The following is an 18,337-nucleotide window of genomic DNA, read 5'->3' as shown; positions in this document are numbered from 1 at the left end:
TTTCTTTGGAATGTTAATAACACTTGAAGCTTCTATATTTTTTTCTAAAGTTTATTATATCATAACTCTTTCATAGTAACCAAAAGAAAGACAAAGGCATTATATCCGATAAAAAACATCGTAAATAATTTTAACATAAGCTTTTTTTGACCGATCTCTGTAATACTTTATAAATACATATTTGAAGCTAATTAAAAAAACACTTGAAAATCATATGGAAAAGTGTATGATTAAAATGAGGGATTAGATTATTTGAAATATTAGTTTTAAATTAAAAGAATAATCTAAGGGGGTGAAAGAGGATGAAGAAATTTTTTGTCGTTTTGTTGATCACTGGTCTGCTATTGAGTGGTATATTTGTTTTTGGAGGAGATGATGATGGAATAGATAAGACAAGTGGTTTAGAACCCACAGAGATTGTAAATGTTGTGGAAGAAGTGGAGTAAATGGTTGTTTGAGACAGTTACTCTAGACAAAAAACAACGCTTGGGAAAGCTTAGAAGATTTAAGGAATTATCTAGATAAGTTTTTGGAAGATATACGCTTCAAAAAATAGGTCAAAACACCGATTAACGAAAGGTAAAGTAAGTTAAGTTAAGGTAAGAAGAAAAAGAACTAAAATATTGGATAATTATCCAATATGCCCTTTGAAAATCGAAATAATTCTTAAAAAAATCGAAAAGTAATTAGAATTGAAGAATTTTTTAGGAAAAATAGTGATGAAAGAAGAAAGTAAATCGTCTCTTCCCATCTTGTGAGCTAAAAGAGCAGAAGCGGTAAAGAAAAGGTTAGAAAGGTTGCATTCGAGTTGCACAGCGAAGGAAGAGAAAGTAGCTTCAGAAGGAACATAGAGGAGATAAAAAAATTCGGAATGTTCTTTCATATAATCGGAGTAGAGGAAATCGAAGTACAGTTGAGAAGAGTTACCGTATGTGTGCCGAGCAAAGCTCAGAGTGTGCAACCAGTGTAAGTCTGGTCTGAGGAAAGGTTAGCAACCACCTCAGTAGTGAACTCTGCATAGTGGGGGTAACGAACCTATGAAGCCAGAGGAAACAAGGTACCGGGGTACAACGCAGGCGGAAGACAGCAGTCTTACTGGCGATAAGCGAGGCAGTAAGACCCCGACGGGATCTGAGGCCGTGGCACGGTATCAAAGGGACAAGCTGGGAACTCGGGAGACCCGCAACGTTCCTGGTGAAAAGGTATGGGCTGCCAAGCCTATAGACGGCAAGGTTGTCCAGATGGCGTTGTAGGAGTCGGACCAATGCATAGTACCGAAGAAGCCCTGTAATGAGGGTGGAGGGAAGGCATTGGCAGCAGTGCCTTGGGACGAAAGGGACACTTCCTCCGCACACAGAGGCGGACAAAGGAAGTCAACAAAACTCTCGTCCCTAACTGCTTTAGCTCGGAAAAATCCACAGATGAGATTTACGTCATTAACTCATCTGCTCACCGTGGACTTTCTCAAAGAGTGCTTCAAGGAGCTTAAGAAAGATAAAGCTCCAGGAGTAGATGGGGTAACAGTTAAGGAGTACGAAGTCACCTTAGAGAAGAACCTTAAGGAGTTAGTGGAGAAGTTAAGGGCAAAACGTTATAAACCTCAGCCAGTAAGGAGGGTTTATATCCCAAAGTCCAGGGGAGGAAAAAGACCGCTGGGCATCCCCACAGTGGAAGATAAGTTAGTCCAGATGGCGTTGAAGAAAATCCTTGAGGCAATCTTTGAGGTTGACTTTCTTGATGTATCTTATGGCTTTCGTCCTAAAAGAAGCTGTCATCAAGCTCTGGATATTCTGGACAAGGCGGTAATGACAAAGACAAGAAAAGGCTATTTTAAGTTAGGACGGAAGACTTCAAAGGCAAAGTTTAGACAAGGAATAAAGGAAATGAACCAGTGGTTAAAGGATGTCCGTAACCAAGTAAAGCTGAAAGAATGGTGGAGAGTGTTAAAACTGAAGTTAATAGGACATTTTCGCTACTATGGGATAAGCGGAAACATGCCAGAGATACAGGTGTTCTATAAGCGAACCATAAGGTTGGCCTTTAAGTGGATAAACAGACGCAGTCAGAAGAGGAGTTACAACTGGGAACAATTTCAGCAGTTTCTCCACTTTAATCCTTTGCCTGTACCAAAGATGTATCACTTAACTTACACTTTGTCCTGAAGGCAGTGATGCACTACTGAAGAGCCGTATGCGGGAAATCCGCACGTACGGTTCTGTGAGGGGGCAGTGGAAATAGGGCTAAGGTAAACCTAAACGGGCACGAAACTGGAAACGGTGGATACAGCCAAGGAGAATCTAAGGCCACTACGCCACTGCTCTACTCGACAATGACAATTGAATGACCTCCTTACGAGATAATAAAAATGTAGTATCAAATACATTATATAGTGAGGAGGTAAAAGTATAATATTGAAGGTATTAAAAGTTAGTTAAAATGCATGTTTTAGAGTTTTTGAAGATGGTAAAAATCTCTTATTAAGGAGGTGAAACCATATGCTAGCAAAAAAAGAAGTTTACTTAAGTGGCTGGGGTGATATGTGCTGTCGTTCGCATAGGGCAGTTTTTAATCAAAGTGATTTCAATGAATTTGAAACAGAAATTCTTGAAGCACTTGCTAGGATTGAAACCGAGCCTTCTGAAATCGTACTTAAAAACGAGGAGTAAGCTAAAAAGGGAGGAATACTAAGTGTTCCTCCCTTCTTCGGGTTACTATTACAACATATAAAGGTGGGGCATTTGAATGATAAAATTAGGAAAAGAACTTGTTAAATCAAGATACATTCATACATTTAAAAAAGGTGATAAAACAATAATATTCAATAGCTTGAATCTTGAAATATTTGAAGGAGAACAATCTTACTACGAAATTATAAATAAATATTTGGTTCCTTCAAAGTGTGTAAACACTACTAAAGAGTTATCTGAATTATTTGATTCAAAAATTATTGTTTATAAAGAGGAAAACGAGTCAAATCAAGCATTAAGACGATTGAGGGAACTGCGGAGTGAGGCACTGAGAGAGAAGAAGGGAAGGATAGGTTTTATGCGCATTGCTCTTACTGAGCAATGCAATATGGCTTGTTCCTACTGTTTTCAACAACAATTTTATAAGCACCGTCAGCCAGTTATGAGTATGAAAAAATTTTTTGAGATTATGGACTGGTTTATTGAGGAGAATCGAGGAAACGTACCACGTGTACAGTATTTTGGTGGGGAACCACTTCTAAAATTTGATCTAATACAGAAGGGTAATGAAATGTTAGTTGATGCGAAAAATAAAAATATTATAAGCGATTATTCACAAATAATTACAACTAATGGAACTCTTATGACAAAAAAAATTGCAGATTATTTAAACAAATGGAATTTTGATGTAACATTTAGCCTTGATGGGTGGAAAGACTTGAACGATAAAACTCGCGTGTTTAAAGGTGGGCAAGGAACGTATGATAGAGTTTTACAAGGAATTCATAATTTTAGGAGTTCAGGCGGAAATGTTAGTATTTTGCTTACACCAAGGAATGACAATTTGGTTCTTATTCCAGACATTGTTAAGCATTTTGTTGAAGATTTGGGAGCAACAACTGTTGGTGTTAACTCTCCTCAACCGACAGAGGCAGGTTGGGAGGTAGAAGGACATGATCTTGCGAAAGCCATTCAGAAGGTGTGGGAATACTGCATTGAAAAAAATGTTAATTTCTATGGACCTGGGACATTCATTCCCAAAATAATCAAATTAAAGTCTGCTCAAGTTGGTCGTTGTGTGGATGGAAATAGTGGAGAAGTTGAGGCAGAGTGGCCAGTATATGTTTCTGCAACAGGGAATTTTTCTTATTGTCTTGTTCATCACCAAGACGATAGATGTGTATCGGATGACCCAAAACAGATAAAGCAAGAATCAAAATTCAGTTTGTGGCATTATAACACTTCTGATCATCCTGAATGTGATACTTGCATTGCTAGTCAAATCTGTGGTGGTCCTTGCAGCCTTGAACTGGCTTTACGCAGGGGGGAATTAAATCCAGATCGATGTAAATTTTATAAAGATATGGTCGAGTGGGTGGTGAAAAGGTGAATCATAAAAAAAGAACATTGATTAAACAGTTGGATCAACTGCCAGAAAATTCTATGGTAAAAATTTGCGGTTGGTTAGCCGTATCCAATGAAGACTTAATTGTTCGTGATTTCACGGGTGCAATCATTATAAAAGATATCGATGAAAAACTTTCTTCTGAAATAGGAAGCCGTGTCGAGGTCAAGGGGCTTTATTGTGGTAAAAAAATAATGGTAAAAGAATTGAGCATAATAAGCCGATCGGATCTAATTATATCAAACGATAAAGTTCAATCAATAAAAAAATATAGACAAACAGAACATGTGAACTTACTTTGGCAGATAAATATCGCTGAACAACTCGTTCGAGGTTTTCTATTAGAAAACAATTTTATAGAAATAAGAACACCCATATTATGGGAGCCGCCTGTTAGAGAATATGGGCAGCTGGAGTTAGAGGTTGTTCATCCTGAATTTCATAATTCAATGTATTCCCTCCTTCAATCTCCATTAGTTCCATCACTATTAATTGCAATTGGCGGTCTTGAAAGGACATTTCAATTTTCTCGCTGTTTTAGGTGGGATCCCGAGGGAGATGATAATACTAGGTCACTAGAATTTAACCAATTACACTTAACTATGGCTTTTACCAGCATGGAAGAAGGAAGAGAATTTTCTGAGAGATTGATTTCGCATCTCATAAACAATTTAAAAGGCGAAGGTTTTTTAAATAGTTTCTCTCGAATAACGTACGATGAATCAATCATGAAATTTGGTAATGATAGACCTGACTTTCGATATAATGAGATTCTAACTCCAATTATTTATTCGAAAGAAATTATTAATTCTCAAACTGATAGTCTTTTTCAAGGTGTATTAGTAAAATCATTACTGCCTGAATTTGTTCTTCGAACGATGCTTGAAACTCTAAGTAAGTACTTCGAAAATGTAGGCATTATGACCATGTCGGGTGAAAATGTGAAAAAGTATGGTAATATCCACTTGAAAAATTTTAAAGCGTGGATTTCTAAATTTAATATAAAAAGTGATGTTACACTTTTTATGCTTCAACCTAAGAGTGAAAGGTACGATCCACTAATAAAAGCTTTTTGTCGACAATTAGCGAAATACTTAAACCAATCAATAAAAGAGATAGGTATTGGATGGGTGGAGAACTTCCCATATTTATTTAAAATGGATGAGTTAAATGAAAAGGAATTAAAGTACCTGAAACATTTTAGCAGAAGTTTGTTTGGCCGTACTTATAAAGAAAATGGAAAAATATATTTAAGAAGTCATGATTTAATTTTAAATGGCGTAGAAATTGCAAGTGGTGGTGAAAAAGAACATGATGCTCTAAAGTTTAAGGAGAACTTAATTGTTGCAAGCAGGGGAGCGAATATAAATTTGGAAGATTATAATTACTACATTGAGGCTCTTCAGAATGGAGCTCCACCTCTTTATACAATTGCATTTGGTTGGGAAAGACTCATGTCTCAAATATTCAAAACCGACTCAATATATGATTTAATAATATTTCCTAAGGACGGTGCTGGAAGATGGAAAGTAATAGAGTAAAAACAGAACAAGAAGCGAGGTTTGATCAAGTTAAAACGATGGAGTTATGTCAGGAGTATTTAAAAGTCGTGCGAAAAATTCTTCCGGGAAGAATAATGAGATGGGGATTAGATAGCCAGGTTCCGTTTGTAACACTTAATAAGTCAGTAATAATATCTTCTATTAATAAATTATATGAGCTAAAAAATAAATTACTAGCTATTCAACAGGATTCAATTGATGTTCAAATGCTAATTAAATCGATAAATTATAGATTATTTGAAATAGATGTTTTGTCAGAATGGCAGACGAGACCTTATTTTTATATCGAACGACAGCTGAATTTTTTCGTGGATATATTCCAATCTGAATTATCGAAAAGCTTTAGTAAGGAATGGTTTGATGCTCGTATAAAGTCTATACCTGATCTATGTTTTACTGCGATCGAAAATTTAGATTGGCAAAAGGTGCCATCCATAGAACGAATATGGGGTTCTATAAAATTAAAACGTATTTCTCAGATGCTCGAGGAAGTCCTAGTTAATCGGGGGGAATCAGAAAAATTTATACAGTCTATTTTAAAACCCCTACAAGAGTTTAGAAACAGGTTGGAGGACAAAACAGTTCTACATCCGATTATACAACCTTGGAATTTAAATCAGCTTGAAAGTGTTATTGATAATATCTCTGGAATTAAGATAGATTCAGATTTCCTTAGAGAAAAATGCTTGAAGATAATATCAGATACCAAAGTAATTGCTTCTCAGATACGAACTAAAAAGAATGGTATTAAGTTTGAAAAAGCTTGGATTAAAAAAAAATTACAAGACATATCCATTGCCTTCGCTAGTCTATTTGATATCTCTAATATGTTACTTGGTAGTTTAAAAATTTCATTAATAAATGATCTAAACGATGAAGATATTAACGAGCCACGAGCTTCGTACGCGATAGTTAATACATTAACGAATGATCCATCCTTTTACTTTTTCTGTAGACCAAGCTCTTATACTAACCAAAGCCAACTTATCTTAGATTTAGTACATGAGGTATACCCTGGTCACCATTATGAACGCACACTTTACTATTCAAGTAACAAGAATAATTTATGTAGATTATCATATGAGAACATTTTTTTCATAGAAGGTTGGGCAAAGTATGTCCAAGACCAGTATTTATTATTGAACTTTGATCAAGAAAAGAACCTTTGGAATAAAAGGGATCATTTTGCTATGGCTCTAAAGGCTTTGGCGGTGTTATGCGTTCACAAACAGGATGCTGACTGGTCATCTTCAATTTCTTATTTGTCTAACTTAACCGACTTGCCTTCTGAAATTATTGCATCAATTCTACTTGAAGCATATTTAAATCCAATTGATACTTTGGCGCCCCTTGTGGGTACCTTAGCTATACAAAAATACAGTGAAGTAAATGGTATCGATAATAATCTTATAAAAACTGGAGGGTCTGACCTATGGGGCGTTTTGGTAAATTAATCAAACTTGACTCTACAATAATAAAATATTATTTTATTATTATGCTTTATGAGGGTATTGATAAATTATTTGGGACTGTCTATGTTGCTCATATGGGTATAAGGGGATTAACTTCATTTCAAATCGGACAGGTATTAGCGATTTCTTCAATAGCATTAAGTATATTTGACTATCCAACTGGAAACATTGCAGATAAATACGGTCGGAAAAGATCGTTAGTGTTAGGATTTTTTATATGGTCCATCGGTTTACTGGTATTTTTCCAAGCAAGTAATCTATTCACTTTTATTTTGAGTATTTTATTGTGGGCAATCGGCGTATCGTTGATTAGTGGTACTCCAGGAGCTTGGTTTGTAGATGAAATTACCAAAGAGGGTCGATCGCATTTAAAAGCGAAAGTGTTTCCTAATGCAAATGCAATTTCACTAATATTCGGTGCCATTGTGGCTTTATTGTCCTCTCTTCTTGCAATTGGTCGTCCGGATTTTCCCTTATTGGTTGCTGGTATAATGGCACTTGGGACATCCATCATTCTTATTTTTATTTTAAATGAAAATTACGGAGATAGGGCAATTTCATTTAGGAAAGCCCTTGTTCGAAACACAATTGATATTTTTAAAAGTACCACGATGAGATTAATTTTGATTTACTCTATGACAGGAAGAATTGCTTTCCAGACCTTTGTAATGATATGGCAATTATATATGGTCAAAGAGCTTAAATTGCCTACTGCATACTTAGGTTTCACAATGGCAATTTTTCTTGTAGTTTTAGCAGTCGGAAATAGTTTAGCAGGCATACTTCTAAAGCGTTTTGAAGGTGTGAAAGTATCAATAATGGGGCAAGGTTTAATTGCAATAGGTTCTATTACAATCGCTTCTCACACTTCAATTGTTGCTTTCTACATAGGAGCCTGTTTAATCGAATTGGGATTTGGCATAGATATGAGTGCTAGTTCAGTATGGGTTCATGATTTTATTCCAAGTGAGAGAAGAGCATCTTATATTTCAGCTATTTCTGCTGCTGGATCCCTGTTTGGATTCACTATCCCTTTGGTAAGTGGTTATATTGCGGATCAGATAGGTTTTCGCTACAATTGGTTGTTGGCATTTATAGGAAGCATTATTACTATTACTCTATTAATCAAAATTGGTACTGCAATAAGAGCAGTGAAAGAAGGAGTGCAGAATGTCGAGGAATCAAATTAGTGAAATTAATGCTTGTTTTCATAAGGTATTATCTGAATGCAGAGTGATTGATCAATTTAAAAAAGTGATCATTATCTTTAAAGAGAATGAATACGTTTGGACAGAACTTAAAAAAGTATTGGAAAAATATGAAGTTAATACTATAATGGTTCGTATTCCTAATGAAGAAAAAGATATTAACTCGTGGATTCCCAAAAGATGTGAAAATGGATTATTTTTTATTGAGCAGTTAGGTTTCTACGAAGCTGATTTAACGATATTCGGACTACCAATAGATGCCCGCGATTATATATTTCAAAAACGCTTGCATGAGAGATTTATCGAACTTCAAACCTCTGGTCAACCTACTATTATGATTGACTGGCCACCTGAAGATATAGAATCTTCGCTCAAAGAACTAGTAAGTCACTTATATATCCGGGCTTTATGTGCTGATTACTCAAATGTTCGTACAGAAAATGAACGCTTAAAAAATTGGTTGAATAAGGGGCGTGCATATCGAATAACCACAAGTAACGGTACCGACATATTAATTAAACGAGAAGAGCGCCCTATCCATACTGAAGATTGTCTTATTAACAAAACGAATAAAAGTATTTTGCAACTGCCATGTGGAGAGGTCTTTTTTGCGCCCATTGAAAAAGCTTCAAATGGAGTACTAGTAACAAAAGTGGGTAAGAAAAAGATAGAGATTAGTATAAAGAATGGTGTTGCTAGATTTGAAGATGAAAGGTTTCTTAAAATACCTAATGAATCCTTTTTAGGCGAATTTGGCATAGGCACCAATAGATCAATGGCTAAGCTCTTTTCGTTATCTTCAGGTGAAAAGGCTTACGGAACTTGCCATTTTGGTTTTGGTAACAATACAGATATAGGTGGGCAAATTTCCACTGATTATCATTATGACATCATAATTGATGAACCTACGATAACAATTTTGGAATGATTTACGTCATGACAATAAGACATTTTCTTTACAATAAAAAAAAGATAGAAATTTTATCTCTTAACGGTAATTGGATCGACTTTCACGATTTAATTCCTTATATACCAATCGAAGATGGGGACCAGTTCTTTTTAGTCCTTTTCGGTAAAAAAGGAGAAAGGAAGATTTTTGTTGCTTACTATACTGAGAATACGATAGAGTGGCTAACAGTTTTTTTTGATGGTAGAGATGAGCTTTTTGATAAATGTCAAGCAAATATTGTAATCGAAAAAGTAGGAAATGAATTGACCCTAAATGTACAGTACCAAATAAGAGGAGTTAATATAGACTCTTATTTGATACTATTAGTTGAAGAAAAAATAAAAAAAATAAACAAAATATCAATCAATGATTTAATGATTGTTGATTATCAAAGATTTGGTCCTTTTATTATTGTGGCATTTCATGAAGAAATACGTAGGATAAATTTAAGTTATATACTTGTCTGGGAAAATGTTTCTTCATTGCTGATAACGTCACAAAAAGGATCGTTTACACTCCCCATCTGGACAATTCCTTGTCCAGCTGTTGTAAAAATTAATGATAGTTCTCTTTATTATTCTTCAAATCATAGTGTAGCTAACGAAAATGAATTGTTTTTTGAAGATATTAGAAATATTGTAATTAATATAGAGACCGAACCTAGCAATTTTCAATACAGTTATTATTACGGATCAGTTATATCTAATGTTCCACTTAAAGATAAATGGGATTATAAAGCAGAAATTACAAAAATTATTCAATATTATGAAGACCACTTTAAACCTCTTAAGTATCTTCACATTTCAACATATTCAGGAGATATTGCGAATGCAGTAAGTTTTTCACATTTAATATTATTTCGAAAGGTATTGTTAGCCAGTCCAGAAACTCTATTATTTAGTTATTTACCCCATGAAATCGCTCATCAGTGGTTTGGAAATAATATTAAGTTTATGGGTAAAGGTGCATTGTTACTTACAGAAACAATAGCAGAACATTTACAGTTATTATATGATGCTTACCGTTTTGGGCATTCCTTTTTAGAACGTCGTTTAAACTGGTACAAAAAAAATGAAATTTTAAATAATAAATTTCAAGAGTATGCGTTTCTATTGTTGAAATGGCACGATATGTTTGAAACATTAGGAACAAACAGTTACTTCAATCTTTTAAATGAGTTGCTTTGTTCTAGCACTCAAACTGTTCAAGTTGATGAATTTTTAAGCAGATTTGCATCAGCAGCAAAAATAGACATTCAATTCCTGGTGAAGTTATTTTCAGGATAATTCCAACAAGAGGTGAAGAGATGCTCCATCAATCTTTTTTAATTATGGGTGGTTGTAATTTAAGTTGCTCCTATTGCTATTATCGGGTAGGTAACCTTCACTATTCGCCGACTAGCTTAAAACCTTCAGATGTCGAACAATGGCTTAAAAAATGCATGCATTTAATGAAAATAGAATCCATTACCTTTACAGGAGGAGAGCCCTTATTAAGGAGAGATTTTTTTGAGTTTGTGAAGATACCTATAAGATACGGAATTGATACCAGAGTTTTGACCAATGGCACATTACTAACTGATAAACATGTAAATTTCTTTCGTGATAATAATGTTGAGGTTTGTGTGAGTATAGACAGTATATCTTCTAATTATCACGAACAACATCGTGGTGGATTTGAAAGAACAATGGAAGGGATTTTAAAACTACGCGATCATAAGGTCAGGCGTAGGTATTTGACCTCTACTATTAGTAAAGGTAATTTTAATCAAATTGAAGAACTAATAAATTTTGCAAGGCAGAATAATTTTGGAATCAGGTTTCATCCTATTGCAGTTGGAGAAGATAACCCACTATTTTTAGGTAATTGCTCCAATCAAGAACAATCTTTAATATTAAACAGCTTAAATTCATGGGCTAAACTAAATAATAAAAAATACTATTTAGGATTAATTTATTCAGTTATGAAGTTTGGAGCTCCACCAAGATTGAGTGATTGCACTTTCGCAAGACAATCTATAGTAATCGATTCGGATGGAAGTATATATCCATGTTATCAACATAAAGATGATAAAATGTATAGGCTCGGTAACATTACTCAGACAAGTCCTAAAGAGGTTGAAGAAAATAAAAGAAAATTTTTTAGTCAAGTTCAACCTGCTTCATGTATAAAAACCGCTTGTCTTGGAGTATTTTAGTTGCACTTAATAACAAATATTTTATTTCTAATTTAAGCGATCTTTGCATAATCTAAGATACGAAATTCATTACAATATGTTCTTTTATCTTTTTCTCTGTCCAATGAAATATTGGTCGCGTTTCAAGATAGTTTTTTTGTTTATGATATTCTAAAAATACCCCAAATTCTAATTGAAAATTCCTCTAGAGGAATTATATGTACTTACTAAACTAAAAGTTGATTCTTTCCATTGATTGTTGAATCCAATCCATTATTATCAAAAAAAGTACTTTCTGTCTCAACATCTCAAATTTGTTTCTTCCATACATTATCCTTTTAATAACTTTCAGTTTATTCACAGAACCCTCTGCCAGATTCCAATCACTCCGCCCCAAGTTCTCTTACCTATAAGTTTCCCTAGTTTCATCAATTTAAATGAATGACTAAAAATATCTCCATCTGAACCAGCAAACTCGTTCGTTATAGCAACCATTGGACCTCTAACGCTGTCATATTGATAGGCTTCGGCCTCTCTATATGGTGAGAGATCATATCCAATAAACTTTCTATTCAATTTATCCAAAATCATTGAAGATACAAAGCCACCACTATTGACTCTTACATCTATTATGAGTCCGTCGTATCTAACTTCGCTTAAGAAGTTTCTATGGAATTCTGCGTATCCAGTGTAACCCATATCTGGGATATGAATGTATCCAATTCGTGAATCAGTTTTTTCATGAACATATTTTTTGTTTTGTTCTACCCATTCCCTATATCTTAGAGGCGTTTCATCTTTTAACGTTTTGACAACATACTTTCTCTTATGTTCAATATTATCGTTGCTTGCTACTACTATTTCAACATCTTCACCACAGTGATTCACCAAAATTTCATAGGGTATTTTATCCTTTATTTCTACGCCGTTTATCGATAATAGATAATCTCCCTCTTTTACCTCAACTCCTGCTCCAAGTAATGGTGGTTTATTATTTTCGTCCCATATGTCTCCGTTGACAATATGACTAATCTTGTAAAGATTTTTATCTTCGTCCAGTACCAAATCTGCCCCTAAATATCCAATTTTGTAAACTGGTTTGGGTTTGTATTCTCCTCCCATCTCGTAGGCATGTGATGATTTTAATTCTCCCTGCATTTCCCATATTAAATCAGAAAACTCTGTTCTTGTTGCTATTCTTTCAACAAGAGGATAATACTTTTCTAATATTTTATCCCATTCAATTTTGTTTAGTTTATCCTTGTTCCAAAAATAAAATTTTTGTAGACGCCAAGCTTCACAGAGCATTTGTTTCCATTCTAACAATGGTTGCACTTCCACATTGACTCTGTGAAGGTCTATCCAACCGCACTTTCTCGTATACTTATTTTCACATTCTTTTTCTTGATCTGGAGAAGGTGGATTAGAAGTGTTAAGAATTCGTAATTCATCGTCTATCAGAATTGCGATTTTTTCTTTGTCTTCGGAAATTTGAAATTCTGAAATTCCCTCAAGATAGGTTTTTTCTTCTTTTTCAGCGAGATCGTAGTATTTCAAGGTTAATTTTTCGTGTTTCTCACTGAGCATATCTTCTTCATCTTCCAGTATACCGCTTACGGGAGCAATAGTATAAAAAACTTTATCTTTTGAAGCTTGTATCTTTACATATCTTTCTTCACTAACTGGGAATGGTATAATCCTATCAGCGATGTTATCAAAATCAATATCAACTTTTATTTCTTCTTCTTTGTCTCTTTCTTTCTCTTTTTCTTCTTTAATTAACTCCTGAAAAGGTGAAAAGATATCTTTTTTGAGTGTTAGAAGATAAGGTTTGGTTCCTTTTGCGAATGCTAAATTCATTTGAAATCTATCTTCGATTGGATTGAATATTCTATAAGATAAAAAATAAAGAAATTTTCCTTCTGGATCAAAGACAGGGTCTACATCGAACAGAATAGGTTTAGTAACTTGGTGTGTTTCTCCTTTTTCCTTATCAAATATCATAATAGCCGCTTGTTTACTGTTTATAAATTTTGAATAAGCAACCCATTTACCATCCGGAGAGAAAGAATATCCATTAATGGGACCAATTGTACTTTTATCCACGTCAATCTTCTCATGGTTTCTCAAATCAATCAAGATAAGTTCGTTCCTTTGATTAGTTAACAAAATCTCTTCTTCTTTAGGAGAGGCAACTATATTCATAACCCTTCCTAAATCATATTCTTCGACTTTATCGACTAAATTGCCAGTTTTTAAATCGTATATCTCAATACGTTCATAATTATTTTCATCGCTGATCGTTACAGCCTTTTCTTCATCTTTCAGATTTAGGTATGTGGTAAGTCTATATCTGGCGCCGTTTTCTTTTCCTAGTTGTTTAACAGGACCATACCAGTTATTGAAATAAAAGCTTTTGCCTCTATGAGTAGTTATTAAATTCTCAGCATCTTTAGAAATAGAGAAACCTTCAAAATACTGTGTCGGGTCAACAAATTTTCTGTTTCTTTGTGGTAAGGTACTGTAGTATTTTATATTTACCTTTTTTGATACGTTATTTAATAAATTCAAAATGTAAATATCGGAACCGGCATGATATACAATATTTTTTCCATCAGATTTTGGATTTCTGACATAAAAATCGTTATGATAAGTATGCTTTTTTAGATCTTTTCCTTCTACGGTACAAGAGTATATGTTAGCGACATCTTCATGGTCTGAGACGAAGTAAATTCGATCTTGGATCCATATTGGATTGGCAAAGTTGGATTTTAAGTCGATCAATTTTCTGAAGTTGTAGTTTCCTTCAACGTCTATCAGTAATTCCCCAGCTGTTCCACCTCTGTACTTTTTCCATCGAGCTGGCTCTCCTGTTTTTCTTCCCAAGACAACACCTTTTTCTTTACCAAATGGGATTTCAGTGGCTATACCAAAATCCAATTGTTTCAATTTCCTCTTATCTTCAACGTCGACTTCCCATAGGGATGTAATCCTTTTAAACGGTTGGGTATAATTTGATGAAAAGATTATCTTTCCGTCATGCCAGCAAAGTACTTTGCTGTTTGCACCTAAGTATGTTACTCTAATTGGGACACCTCCTGTGGATGGAATTATATAGACATCTGGTACACCTTCGTCTCTTCCTGTGAAAGCTATCCATTTTCCGTCTTCAGAAAAAGTTAGATCTGAGATTTCTCCAACATTAGTGGTTAACCTTCTGGCTATTCCCCCTGAAGAAGGGACTACCCAGATGTCATCTTCTGCAACAAAGGCTATTTGATCGTTGTAAATGGTCGGAAATCTGTAGTACCCATTGAACTCTTCACCCATAAATTTTCCCCCCTTTTGTTATTATAAGTGTTCATAGAGATAGTTGATTATGGAATTTTCAAACTCTTTCACTTTCAAAACATCAAAGGGAAAGTTATTTTCCATTAAGCTGAAAAGGTAATAATTTCCACTTTTTGATTTGAAAATCCCACTGATGGCAGAATCGTAATATAAAGTTCCAGTTTTCGCATAAATTTCAAAGTTAAAACGATTTTCAAGTGTGCTTTTTTCGTATGGTGATGCTAAGTAATCAAACAAATTAGATTGATACTTTGAATATAAATAAAATAATGTATCTGATATCATCTTTGGAGATAACATGTTGTACATCGATAATCCACAACCATCTTTAATTACATAGTCGGTTGTTTCGTACCCTAAGGTTTCTTTGATCACTTTTTGAAAGTGACTTTCGGAATCTTCTATTTTCCCTTTACCGTAAATGGCGCCAAGATTTCTAAAAATCTGTTCGGCTATCTGGTTATCGCTTGTTTCCAACATTTTTTGTATTATATTGATTAGAGGTGGAGAATAATTAGAATATATAAGATTAGCGCTAGAAGGCACTTCTTCATACCTTATTTCTCCCCGAAATTCAACACCTATTTCTTCTAAGAATAATGTCGTGAGAAAGTTTATGTAATCTTTTATTTCATAATTTGTTTTATATTTAAAAGATTCATGGCTTGTTTGCCAAATATTAATTGCAGCTATTTGTGGTTGAGGGTCATCCCACATCCAGCCTCTCCCGAAACCTTCTTCATTTATGAAAGAATAATCGAAAATAATATCACCATATATCCTTTTTATTCCTCTATCTACCGTCGCCCTTTTTAGCAATTCTTTATATTGTAAAGAAGTTAAAACGGGGTCTCCATATCCTTTTATATACAGATTTCCTCTGAAATGGGGTGATATTTCCCCTGTATGGTATATTTTAGTTTCAAATTTGTAATTATTCCCTAGACTTTCCAAGGCAACGAGGGCGGTAATTAATTTTGTGTTTGAGGCAGGGATGAATAATTTATCTGAATTGTAGTCGAAAAGAACTTCAATGGTGCCAAGATCTCTCAATTCAAACCCAACGAATCCTTGAAAAGTTTCCAATTTTGAAATTAATTCATTTTGGATTTGGGGAGTTATTGTGTTTGAAGGTGGAATTGTGGGAACAGGTTTGGGTACAGGTTCAACAATTTTAGACGGTTCTATTATTTGTATTTTTGAGGAATCTTCATTATCTCTTGCAATTGGAACCCTACTCGAAATAGGAGCAGCTATGACAACTGTACTGACATTAAAAAAAACTAAAATAAAGATTGTGAGACTCAAGACGGTCAAAAAATTACTAGATCTTAAGTGATTTTTGGATTTAATATTATTCACTCCTTTTCAGAATTTATTTTGTAAGCTAAGGCGGTTTCGATTAACTTTGTATAATTACCTATAACTTCTTTGAAATCATGGTCTTTGAGCATCATACCCATACCTTTGGTAACAGAAGTAAGAAATTCTAAGATGTATTTAGCTTCGATATCCTTTCTTATTTGTCCAGCATTTTGAAACTCAGCAATCTTTTCTATGATTACCTTACCAAAACGTTGATAGTAGTAATCGTTTATGATGGAAGTAATGTGAGGATGTTCAAATAAATCATCTATAGGATACTCTTTCATTAGAGATTGAACATCGAAGTTTAAGTTTGATAGATACTCAAGCACTTCGTGGAAAGTGTGAAAATTATCTACGTATTTTTTAAAAGGGGTGAAGAAATCGTCCAATAAACTCTTAATAATAAAAATTATGAATTCATCCTTTTTTCCAAACTTTTTATAAACAGTCGATTTGCTGAGTTTGGCATCGTAGATAACCTTTTCATAATTGAAGTTAGTGATGCCGTGATTGAGTAGTTCCCTCTTTGCCAAATCGATTAAAACTTCAATTTTATATTTTGTATTTTTTTTTGTAGTTTTTTGCCTTTTAGCCATACATCTTCTCCAACTTATAAAATTTTAAAAAAAAGAGTGTAGTCTCTTTTCATATTAATATAGCTTCTTTTAATATTTTATCTTTTAACTCTTCTCTTATAGCTCTATCTGAAACAACATCAACTTTAACATTCAGATTTTTCCGTAAGAAAATTGATAATCCTGCTAAATCGAACAAAGTTGCTCCTTCTTCGAATCTAACTATTATATCCAAGTCACTATCACTTTTCTCTTCTCTTCGGGCGTAAGACCCAAAGATTCCTATAATTTCAGCTTTGTAATTTTCCTCAATTTGTTTCTTTAAGCTTCTTAGAGTTTGAATTATTTCTTCCAAACCTAAACTTTCCATTTGTATTTCACCTTCTTCACTTTTTTGTTCTTTCAATATCAACTTTAAGAATCATTTTATATTATATCATTCTTTGAGGATAAGAAAAAATGCACTTATTAAATGAAAAGTGCGTCAAAAATAAGTGTCCGTAAAAGGAAAAGTTACTACTATCACCAAAATCCTACATAATGAGTTTGGTCGAAAAAAATTGTACAGAAGGGAAAAAGTTGATAAAGATGGTATAATACAATTATATAATATTTTTGTTTTTTTACAAATTAGTTGACAATGCAGAAGAATGAGAGCTAACGAAGATCTAAAAAAGTTAAGCAAAGTAGACTTACTGAAAATTGATGAACTAGGATACGTGCAGTTATCCGACTTAGCTACAAAACTCATGTTCCTATAATGTTTCTGAACCATTGGTGTAAAATCAGAGAATTTTAAAACTAATATTTCATGGTAATATCCCTGGACTAACGGTAAAATAGATTCAGTAGGAGGGAATTACCATGCCAAAAAGAAGATTTACACCGGAAGAGAAAATGAATATTGTTCTAGAAGGTCTTCGCGGTGATATTAAGAAAGCCGAAATATGCCGTCAGTATAATATATATCCTTCTGACCTTCAAAGATGGACTGACCAATTTATGAACGGCGGTCTGGAAGGCCTGAAGGCTAACGGTAATAAGCCTAAGGAAGATCCAAGAATTAAAGAACTTGAGGACCAGGTTAAAAAGCTTGAAAAGACCATTGTGGACTTATCCATAGAAAACCAAATTCTCAAAAAAAAGTGGACTAGGCCTGTCCGGCTCTCTTAAAGGCAAACATTTTTCACCGCAGATTAAACAAGCCCTTATAAAGCTTATTCAGGAGACAAAATGGCCCGTATATAAAACATGTAAAGTATTAAAGCTTAATCCTAATAGATACTACAGATGGTTAAGAGAAAAGGAAGTAAAGAAACCTTTAAGAGCTCATTCATTACTTACTGAAGAGAAAGAGGCTATAGTTGAATTTGCCCTTGAACACCCAACTATCAGCCATAGAAAACTGGCATATATGATGATAAGGGAGAATGTAGCATACGTATCACCTTCTTCTGTATATAGGGTTCTTAAAGAAAATAACCTGATAAGAACTCACAGGATAAAGAAACGTGAAATAACCAAGAGAGAGTTAAAGGTAACTGGACCAAATCAGGTATGACACAGCGATATTACCTACATACC

19 protein-coding genes are annotated in these 18,337 nt (G+C 34.1%); 14 read left to right on the top strand and 5 right to left on the bottom strand.

Annotated elements, in window-relative coordinates:
* Positions 1-302: 302 nt before the first annotated feature.
* The 11 genes from AA80_RS10075 to AA80_RS08655 all read left to right on the top strand — a co-directional run bounded on the left by AA80_RS10075 (position 303) and on the right by AA80_RS08655 (position 11,480).
* On the top strand, positions 303-446 hold the full coding sequence (locus tag AA80_RS10075) for a hypothetical protein (protein WP_158245397.1): 144 nt from the start codon (positions 303-305) through the stop codon (positions 444-446).
* 362 nt (positions 447-808) lie between these two features.
* The gene (locus AA80_RS10070; protein ID WP_158248428.1) at positions 809-970 is read left to right on the top strand and encodes a hypothetical protein; all 162 of its coding nucleotides are present in this window, start codon (positions 809-811) and stop codon (positions 968-970) included.
* A gap of 349 nt (positions 971-1,319) precedes the next feature.
* On the top strand, positions 1,320-2,162 hold the full coding sequence (locus AA80_RS08690) for a reverse transcriptase family protein (protein WP_233186886.1): 843 nt from the start codon (positions 1,320-1,322) through the stop codon (positions 2,160-2,162).
* Positions 2,163-2,495: 333 nt separating this feature from the next.
* A complete protein-coding gene (locus AA80_RS10065) occupies positions 2,496-2,666 on the top strand; it encodes a hypothetical protein (protein ID WP_158248429.1) in 171 nt (56 codons plus the stop codon).
* 76 nt (positions 2,667-2,742) lie between these two features.
* Positions 2,743-4,077, top strand: a complete 1,335-nt coding sequence (locus tag AA80_RS08685) for a radical SAM protein (protein WP_103877382.1) — start codon at positions 2,743-2,745, stop codon at positions 4,075-4,077.
* Complete coding sequence (locus AA80_RS08680; protein ID WP_103877381.1) at positions 4,074-5,633, top strand: amino acid--tRNA ligase-related protein; 1,560 nt, start codon at positions 4,074-4,076, stop codon at positions 5,631-5,633. The genes AA80_RS08685 and AA80_RS08680 overlap by 4 nt, the downstream gene beginning before the upstream one ends.
* Positions 5,615-7,108: a DUF885 family protein gene (locus AA80_RS08675; protein WP_103877380.1), complete on the top strand. Its 1,494-nt coding sequence runs from the start codon at positions 5,615-5,617 to the stop codon at positions 7,106-7,108. Before AA80_RS08680 ends, AA80_RS08675 begins: the two co-directional genes overlap by 19 nt.
* Positions 7,087-8,316: an MFS transporter gene (locus AA80_RS08670; RefSeq protein WP_103877379.1), complete on the top strand. Its 1,230-nt coding sequence runs from the start codon at positions 7,087-7,089 to the stop codon at positions 8,314-8,316. Before AA80_RS08675 ends, AA80_RS08670 begins: the two co-directional genes overlap by 22 nt.
* A complete protein-coding gene (locus AA80_RS08665; RefSeq protein ID WP_103877378.1) occupies positions 8,297-9,262 on the top strand; it encodes a M29 family metallopeptidase in 966 nt (321 codons plus the stop codon). Before AA80_RS08670 ends, AA80_RS08665 begins: the two co-directional genes overlap by 20 nt.
* A gap of 8 nt (positions 9,263-9,270) precedes the next feature.
* On the top strand, positions 9,271-10,569 hold the full coding sequence (locus AA80_RS08660) for a hypothetical protein (RefSeq protein ID WP_103877377.1): 1,299 nt from the start codon (positions 9,271-9,273) through the stop codon (positions 10,567-10,569).
* Between the two features lie 20 nt (positions 10,570-10,589).
* The gene (locus tag AA80_RS08655) at positions 10,590-11,480 is read left to right on the top strand and encodes a radical SAM/SPASM domain-containing protein (RefSeq protein WP_103877376.1); all 891 of its coding nucleotides are present in this window, start codon (positions 10,590-10,592) and stop codon (positions 11,478-11,480) included.
* Between the two features lie 211 nt (positions 11,481-11,691).
* Here AA80_RS08655 and AA80_RS10370 read toward each other — a convergent pair whose 3' ends face one another.
* The 5 genes from AA80_RS10370 to AA80_RS08635 are packed head-to-tail and all read right to left on the bottom strand — an operon-like array spanning position 11,692 to position 17,123.
* Positions 11,692-11,820: a hypothetical protein gene (locus tag AA80_RS10370; RefSeq protein ID WP_255396828.1), complete on the bottom strand. Its 129-nt coding sequence runs from the start codon at positions 11,818-11,820 to the stop codon at positions 11,692-11,694.
* Complete coding sequence (locus AA80_RS10545; protein WP_103877375.1) at positions 11,817-14,789, bottom strand: S41 family peptidase; 2,973 nt, start codon at positions 14,787-14,789, stop codon at positions 11,817-11,819. The genes AA80_RS10370 and AA80_RS10545 overlap by 4 nt, the downstream gene beginning before the upstream one ends.
* Positions 14,790-14,810: 21 nt before the next feature.
* Positions 14,811-16,127, bottom strand: coding sequence for a D-alanyl-D-alanine carboxypeptidase/D-alanyl-D-alanine-endopeptidase (locus AA80_RS08645; RefSeq protein WP_169960605.1), 1,317 nt, complete (start codon positions 16,125-16,127; stop codon positions 14,811-14,813).
* A 41-nt stretch (positions 16,128-16,168) separates the two neighbouring features.
* Positions 16,169-16,774, bottom strand: coding sequence for a TetR/AcrR family transcriptional regulator (locus tag AA80_RS08640; RefSeq protein WP_103877373.1), 606 nt, complete (start codon positions 16,772-16,774; stop codon positions 16,169-16,171).
* 49 nt (positions 16,775-16,823) lie between these two features.
* Complete coding sequence (locus tag AA80_RS08635) at positions 16,824-17,123, bottom strand: nucleotidyltransferase family protein (protein WP_103877398.1); 300 nt, start codon at positions 17,121-17,123, stop codon at positions 16,824-16,826.
* A 280-nt stretch (positions 17,124-17,403) separates the two neighbouring features.
* On the opposite strand from AA80_RS08635, the gene AA80_RS10270 reads away from it, so the two are divergent.
* From AA80_RS10270 to AA80_RS10530, 3 genes are all read left to right on the top strand, one after another.
* Positions 17,404-17,514 carry an ATP-binding protein gene (locus AA80_RS10270; protein ID WP_244903572.1) on the top strand — a complete coding sequence of 37 codons (111 nt, stop codon included), beginning with the start codon at positions 17,404-17,406 and terminating at the stop codon, positions 17,512-17,514.
* A 103-nt stretch (positions 17,515-17,617) separates the two neighbouring features.
* On the top strand, positions 17,618-17,926 hold the full coding sequence (locus AA80_RS08625; RefSeq protein ID WP_103877372.1) for a transposase: 309 nt from the start codon (positions 17,618-17,620) through the stop codon (positions 17,924-17,926).
* A complete protein-coding gene (locus AA80_RS10530; protein WP_134080004.1) occupies positions 17,910-18,314 on the top strand; it encodes a transposase in 405 nt (134 codons plus the stop codon). Before AA80_RS08625 ends, AA80_RS10530 begins: the two co-directional genes overlap by 17 nt.
* Positions 18,315-18,337: the final 23 nt, after the last annotated feature.

The organism is Petrotoga sibirica DSM 13575, from assembly GCF_002924625.1.
GTDB lineage: Bacteria > Thermotogota > Thermotogae > Petrotogales > Petrotogaceae > Petrotoga > Petrotoga sibirica.
The sequence above is the reverse complement of the archived record's forward strand: the minus strand, read 5'-3'. Positions and strand labels throughout refer to the sequence as shown.